Genomic DNA, 6967 nt, shown 5'->3' on the forward strand with positions numbered 1-6967 from the left:
ATCTGAAGCAAATGTAGCACCGATCAGAACAGAATTATCACTACTTGGGTATCCTCCGGAAGATAAATTCTCAAGTACAGTCTTCATTGCCGTGGTTTCAAGACCATATACAGTGGTACTCCATTCATCCTTTCCTTTACTAACTTTAGGCCGGATCGAATGCACCCCGTATGCATATCCATACTGATTTGCTACCTTCAGAATGTTCTTGTACTCCTGCTTGGTCAGATTATCAGATGAACCACTCATCCCCGGAGGCCCGCCACCTCCCCCTTTTCCACTGTACGGATTTACCGTCAATTTATCTGCCATCGAAGAGAGGGAATCCTTTACAGATCCGGTCATGTTGACGCCGAGCATGCCCATGGAAGCAATGGAGATGATTCCAATGGTAATACCTACCGCTGCAAGGATTGATCTGACATAATTAATCTTCACATTCCGGAGAGCCATGGCAAAGATGATATCTTTCATGAATCCACAACCCTCCCATCCCTGATAGTAATTGTCCGATCAGCCTGTGCTGCAATACTGGGATCATGGGTGACAATGATCAGGGTCTTTCCTTTTTCATTGAGTTTCCGGAGCATCTTCAGAACCAAAACACCGGTTTTGGAGTCAAGGTTACCAGTAGGCTCATCACAGAGGAGAATTTTGGGATTGTTTACCAGCGCACGGGCAATGGCAACCCGCTGCTGCTGACCACCAGACAATTCGGTAGGCTTATGCCTCGCTCGATCTTCATTAATTCCCACCATCGCTAACAACTTGGTGACTCTTCCACTCGTATCCTTCCTGCGATATTTCAGAGTATAGGGGTACTCCACATTCTCATATGCCGAGAGGAGAGGAAGCAGGTTAAATTTTTGAAAAATAAAACCGATGGTAACCAGACGCAGATCAGTCAGTTCATAGTCACTCATATCCTTAACCCGCCGCCCACCAATCTCAAGTTCTCCTGAAGTAGGCACATCGAGACATCCCAACTGGTTAAGGAGAGTTGACTTCCCGGACCCTGAAGGCCCGATTATGGCAACAAATTCTCCAGCCCTGATACTCAGGGAGAGGTGATCAAGTGCGATCACATCTCCCGAGGGAAGGGGATAAATTTTACTTACATCAGTCAAACGGACGACTTCTTCAGCTTCCGTCATAATACGTCCGGATTATTTTGTGTTAATTGAAATCTTCCGTCCTTTCATCTTCCGTCTCCAGATAACCCAGATAACGATTATCACAATCAGTATGATGATACCGTACAGGATCTCCATAACAGGAATACCGGAAAGTCCACTACCCATCCCGGAGAGCGGGTTCATGGGGTTCACGCCTCCACGTGAACTACCACCACTATTACTACTTCCACTCGTGGTACCTGATGAGGCTCCAGTAGGAGCGCCGCCCATTCCAGGTGGTCCGCCACCTGCAGGCATCCCTGCACCTCCCGCTCCACCAGCAATACCTGAACCCTGGGTTCCTCCTGATATTTTTTCCATATCCAGGGTGAGAGATTTGGAGAACTGATTCCCTGATGGATCTTTGTACTGGATTATAATCGGGACATCTTTGAGACCTGATGGAATTTTCAGATCAAAACTCTCATAATCTCCGGCTGAAATCGTACCGATTGCATATTTTTCGTTTGGATTGCCATCTTCTGCAGCTGCACTCTCCAAAGCAATAACTACCCCGTATGCATCAGTAATGCCGGCATTCGATACATCACCTGAAAGGGTGGTCTGACCTGACTCAGTGGCAACCTCAATATTATTAAGAACTGGCTGCGCTGCAAGTTTGTCAGTACCCAGCGGGACCGGTATGGAATATGAGGTCTGATGACTGTTCATCCCGCAGGTGTATGTCACATTGAAATTCAGATTCGTGGACACCGAGGGAGTTATGGTAAACATTACCGAGCTTTCCTTATGAGGCCAGAGATCACCTATAAAGAATGTGGTCTGGTTGCTCTGAATTCCTTCTCCTGAAGGTTCAACCGTGATACCAGTCATGTTGACACTCTTTGCATTTCCTACATGCAGAGTGATCGTACTGGCTACCCCTTTTGTATAGGTATCAGGTATTCCTGAAACAAAGAGTTCTAACTGTGGAGATTCAACCCTGACCGGAAGATTATACCGGAGACTACCGGCATCGCGATAGTTCAGATAAAACGCAGGATAGTAAATATTCTCAGGCTGATTTGCAACAATCGAGAAGGAAAATTTCATCGATGTACCGGCACCGATAGTTCTGCTACTCTGATAGGTGTCGGTATTCAGAACCGTAAGTTCCTTCGATATCAGACGGGCATCACTGATCGCGACATTACTGGTTCCGGTATTTTCAACCGTGAAGGTGACAAGACCCACATCACCAGTCATCAGAACCGAAGGTTCAATAGTCGCGTCAGTGACAGTCACTTTACCCGCGGCATCTACAGTCTCATTTGTCTCAAGAGCGAAACAAAATTGAGGAACCATCAACAGCAGGATCAGAACGAGTCCGATAACTCCCCACGAAAATCGAATCGGACTCCTGCCTAATCCATCAAATTTATGAATCCGGGTGGATTTTTCACCAGATTCTCTCTCATTTTCCATTACTAAATACATAGTCAACCCCACTGACCTATGAGTATCCTTGTCTTGTTATCACTAATACTTTATGTGAATACTACCCGGGTACTGATCCGTCATTCGCATCTTCATACCACCCACCAGAACCCGAGTGTCCTGAAGTATGGTATGGAAAATTCAGAGAGAAGATTAAGTGCACTTAAGTGCGTCGTCATACGAATTCAGGTGAATTACCCACACAAAAGAAAGATTTTAGTTCCTGATTGCTCAGGAATCAATTACTGTGCCGGTGGCTTTTGTCCGTCTGCTGGTGGAGTAGGACGTGCATCAGGGTGTTCCTTGAAAAAGTCATCAAGGAGTTTCTGTGCAGTGGTGGAATCACCGCCATCTAATGCTGTCTGAATAGCTGAGACATCGCTGCCCTTGGATGCAAGATCTGATACAATCTTTTTCATTCGATCTGCATCCATTGGGGGCATTTGTGGCTTTGCTTCAGGGTGTGCTTCAAAGAATTTGTCAAGGAGTGCTTTTGCAGAATCCTTGTCACCCTTCTCTTCTGCTGCCTGAATCTCAGTAACATCGAACCCCTTTTCTGTAAGGTTCTTTAACAAGCCACTCATATCGCCTGGTCCGGCACCTTGAGGTGGTGCCTGCGGAGCTGCATCTTCTGCATAGACACTTGCAACAAGGACACTGAGCACAATGCAGGCCATTGCAATAATCCAGATATTCGATCTTTTACTCATAATACCATCACATTATGAAATATCCACATGAATATTCCAAGTTGCTACTTCCCATTGTTATGCACTAAAAGGAATAAACAAACCTAAACCTACAGGTCAAATATTCAACCAGATGGTTCCCGATTCGCTATGTACCGGGATGAAAAATAATGAAACTGCGAATGAGCACCGATCTTTTATAGAATGATGGAGGATTCTTACCATATGAATGTCAGTAGGTTACCCATGAATATGTTATTCAGCATCCTTATTCTGGGAGGGTGTCTTTTTCTTCTCATCCCAGGAGTATATGGAGATGACCAGATTATCTCTCCGGTGTCACAAACAGTTATTCTCAAACTGATTGATACCGGCGGTAAAACCATTGATCACACCTCCCTGATGAAAAGCGGAGAAAATTATAAGGATGGACAATCCCGCCAGGTACAGAATACCTGGTTTAATCATGAGACTCATGAATTGATCTGGACACCCTGCAATGATAATCCCTGTTCATATATATCATTACCAACTGCCGGAGGGAAAACAGGAAGAGATGAACTGATTCTTGAACTAAAGGTATCTGATCCAACAGTGGATGTAAGTTCATGCTATAGTGATCCTACCTGTGAGCGCCTCAAAGGAGGGACCAGCACCGTGAGTGGAATACTTGAGGGAATATTCTATACCGGAAGAACCTATGAGGTCTCAATCAACAGTCTGAAGCCAGGAATCAGAGAAGCATTTCAGGTTACAGAAATTTCTTCATAATATTTTTCACTTTTTTACCGAAGAAGATCATTCCATTCTAGATTCGTGCGTCATAAATATTTACAAAAAAGAAACCAATATTCTTGAGTGAACAGGGAAAGGGGAGGACCTTTCCCCGTTTGGATCTGCAGTTCTCTTAGGAGGTGGTATACAAGATCAGGTAAACCCTGAGATACAACTTTGTCGAAAACAAAGCATATTCAGGTTCGTCGTGTCTCCTGTGGTTGGGTTAAGATACCAGTCACACTGAAATCAGGGATTTTTGCCAAAATAATGCTGACTAACAATACTCTGTGCTGGAGGAGATCATTAGCCATTCACGCAAATAGTGGCAAAATATACCTGATCTTGTATTTCAACTCAGTCATGGGAAACCCATAAAAGAGCATAGCAACATTTGATCTTCCAATATATAAAATGGAAAAGTCTGAGTGGTTGAAAAACACAACCAGATAGTTGCATAATCACAGCTTTTCTGATACTATATTAATAATCATTGAGAGGAATATGTCAACAACAAGAGAAAATATCGTGAATTATCTGTATTCTCTTATTAATTCAGAGTTATACGGGCAGATTCAAGACATTCTATAAATTCATCAATCGAAGCAAACCGTTCGTTTGGATCTGCTTTCAACGATCTCCTGATGATCGAATCAAACCGCGCAAGCAGTTCACTGCAATCAGATGGCAATTTATACTGATTGTTCTGAATTGCCATAAAAATTTCACCGATACCGGGTTTCACATATGGCGGTTCTCCGCATATCAGTTCGTAGAGAAGAACCCCTAACTGATAGATATCGGTCCTCTGATCCCCATTTCCATACATATCAGGTGCCAACTGTTCCGGAGTTGCATAGAAGAGGGAAAAACTGGTGTTTTTCGTGTCATCTGATCGATACAGGGATCGGGACAAACCCCAGTCTGCCAGTTTTGCTCTTCCATCATCTGTCAGGAGTACATTTCCTGGTTTGATATCACGATGAATAACCCCTTTTTCATGAGCATAGTGGAGTGCGGATGCAATATCACTCACGATAGAAACAGCACGTTCAGGAGATACCGGATAGGTGACATCGCGGAGTGACCGGCTCATAAATTCCATTTCTACGTACGGAATCGGGAAAATATTCTGATCATAGATCTCAACAATACAGGGATGATGGAGATCACGCCAGATTGCCATCTCATTTAAAAATGTCTTTCCACTGGTCTCATCGGATGAAAACGGAATCTTGAGTGCCACCTGCTTCTGATCACGAATTCTTACCGCACGATATACTACTGCAACCCCACCGCTTCCGATTATGCTGACATCCTGATATCGCATCCGCAATGATTCAGGAAATGAAGAGGTTATCTCGGTGTGAATCACGGATTGATTCCGGGTCAGCGTGAGACTTGGATCCATGAAGGAGAAATCTGAAGATCTTCTGATTATCTGACTCGTCATCAGGGATAGTATTGCACCTGGCAGGAAGAAAACGGAGATCGCCAGAATTGTAGTTGGAAGAGGAGGGAAAAACGGAATCCGGGACATCAGGATCAGACTGATCGCAATAAACACAAATAAGATATGAATCTGATAAACCGGCGGAATCGGGCGGTTTTTAAAGATAGATACTGCCTGAATTAATGACGAGAATGCAAGATAACTTTGGACACCGAGGAACGCATAGAGCATCGAGAGAAAATATACATCTTCCTGATCGCTGAATTGAACCGTAAAAATATACCATACTGCCGTTGCGATCAGGAGCGAACAGATCACCTGACCTATACCGATCCATCTTCTGGTCTTCTCACATGACTCATATTGATATGAAACACCGATGCGAAGGCCTGCCACCGTCACGAGAATTAGAATAATTAAAGAAATCCCAAACGACAGGATGATCTGTGTCAGGGGTGGAAGAACATATCCAAAGTGGAAGGCAGGATCCGGGCCTTTTCCATCATCCCAAGCCATTTGATTATGGGGACCACCTGACCCATTCTTATCAGGAGGAACAAACAATATTTCTTCCGGGAGCTGACCGGTGTGGTTCATCCCTGATGGATCAGGAGCTACCCGGTAGACGACAATAGGCTGAACCTTCTCCCCATATGAGTTTACCATAAGAGCAGGTCCTCTGGACTGGTTATCCGGATTTCCCCCGAACGCACCTGAGGTAATCCCTAATCCTGCCACCAGAATGAGAATGAGGAGGAGCAGTACATATTTTCGTATCATGAGGATGTATTAACCTGTCAGATTCTACTGTGTAGTATCATTCAGAAAGAGAAACCTGGCTGCAAAATTTCCAGTCCCGAGAATGATAATATCCCCGTCACGAATCTCATGCCTTTTTCGGGGAGGAATCAGTTCTGCATTCACAAAGGTTCCAGAAGTACTTCCATAATCTTCTATCTCCCAGATATCACTGTGCAGGATAATACAATGCGGCCTACTTACCCGGGAAACTGATCTGTACTCAGAAGAGAGGACAATTCGTGAAGAGTCCTTTTGTGCCGATGCCGGATCAGTCGGATCAATCCTGCCAATGGCAGTCTTCTCATTATCCAGTTGATATATATTCTTCTCTTCAGGTCCGGTGGTCAGATATAATCCCGGAGACTTCTGGCCGAACTGATCAGCAAGTTCTGACCTGACCGTTTTTAGTTGCTCCGCTAATTCAGTATGGGTGATGGTGAGGGTAACCTTTGAAAACATGGAAAGGTTGGTGATGATCGCTTCCATTCCCCCTGGAGCAAGTGAATATTTCCATACCGGATGCACACCGGTCATGGTCTCAGAACTCATTCCCGCATCTTTTCTGACAAGCCCTGCAAGAACCAGTTTGTCCAGATGTTTACGAATATTTTCATAACTGGTTTTAGTGATGGTTGTAA

General features: G+C 44.4%; 7 protein-coding genes. 1 reads left to right on the forward strand and 6 read right to left on the reverse strand.

Annotated elements, in window-relative coordinates:
* The 4 genes from LUQ50_RS15090 to LUQ50_RS15105 all read right to left on the reverse strand — a co-directional run.
* On the reverse strand, positions 1-474 hold a 474-nt coding region (locus LUQ50_RS15090), incomplete at its 3' end, for an ABC transporter permease (protein WP_300041113.1).
* The gene (locus LUQ50_RS15095) at positions 471-1154 is read right to left on the reverse strand and encodes an ABC transporter ATP-binding protein (protein ID WP_300041115.1); all 684 of its coding nucleotides are present in this window, start codon (positions 1152-1154) and stop codon (positions 471-473) included. The genes LUQ50_RS15090 and LUQ50_RS15095, both read right to left, overlap by 4 nt.
* A gap of 12 nt (positions 1155-1166) precedes the next feature.
* Positions 1167-2600 (reverse strand): hypothetical protein, encoded by a 1434-nt coding sequence (locus LUQ50_RS15100; protein ID WP_300041118.1) that lies wholly within the window; start codon positions 2598-2600, stop codon positions 1167-1169.
* Positions 2601-2854: 254 nt separating this feature from the next.
* On the reverse strand, positions 2855-3322 hold the full coding sequence (locus LUQ50_RS15105) for a hypothetical protein (RefSeq protein WP_300041120.1): 468 nt from the start codon (positions 3320-3322) through the stop codon (positions 2855-2857).
* 225 nt (positions 3323-3547) lie between these two features.
* Between LUQ50_RS15105 and LUQ50_RS15110 the strand changes: the two genes are divergently transcribed.
* Positions 3548-4072 (forward strand): hypothetical protein, encoded by a 525-nt coding sequence (locus LUQ50_RS15110; RefSeq protein ID WP_300041122.1) that lies wholly within the window; start codon positions 3548-3550, stop codon positions 4070-4072.
* A 553-nt stretch (positions 4073-4625) separates the two neighbouring features.
* On the opposite strand, the gene LUQ50_RS15115 is transcribed toward LUQ50_RS15110, so the two are convergent.
* Both LUQ50_RS15115 and LUQ50_RS15120 read right to left on the reverse strand, forming a co-directional pair.
* Positions 4626-6308, reverse strand: coding sequence for a serine/threonine-protein kinase (locus tag LUQ50_RS15115; RefSeq protein WP_300041124.1), 1683 nt, complete (start codon positions 6306-6308; stop codon positions 4626-4628).
* 24 nt (positions 6309-6332) lie between these two features.
* The coding region (locus tag LUQ50_RS15120) for an FHA domain-containing protein (RefSeq protein WP_300041126.1) at positions 6333-6967 on the reverse strand (635 nt) is incomplete at its 5' end.

It is taken from the genome of Methanospirillum sp. (assembly GCF_028679455.1).
Lineage (GTDB): Archaea > Halobacteriota > Methanomicrobia > Methanomicrobiales > Methanospirillaceae > Methanospirillum.

Excerpts from the sequence above, each read along its gene's own strand:
- LUQ50_RS15095 (WP_300041115.1), bottom strand. The coding sequence starts at position 1,154 with ATGACGGAAGCTGAAGAAGTCGTCCGTTTGACTGATGTAAGTAAAATT.
- LUQ50_RS15100 (WP_300041118.1), bottom strand. The coding sequence starts at position 2,600 with ATGGAAAATGAGAGAGAATCTGGTGAAAAATCCACCCGGATTCATAAA.
- LUQ50_RS15105 (WP_300041120.1), bottom strand. The coding sequence starts at position 3,322 with ATGAGTAAAAGATCGAATATCTGGATTATTGCAATGGCCTGCATTGTG.
- LUQ50_RS15110 (WP_300041122.1), top strand. The coding sequence starts at position 3,548 with ATGAATATGTTATTCAGCATCCTTATTCTGGGAGGGTGTCTTTTTCTT.
- LUQ50_RS15115 (WP_300041124.1), bottom strand. The coding sequence starts at position 6,308 with ATGATACGAAAATATGTACTGCTCCTCCTCATTCTCATTCTGGTGGCA.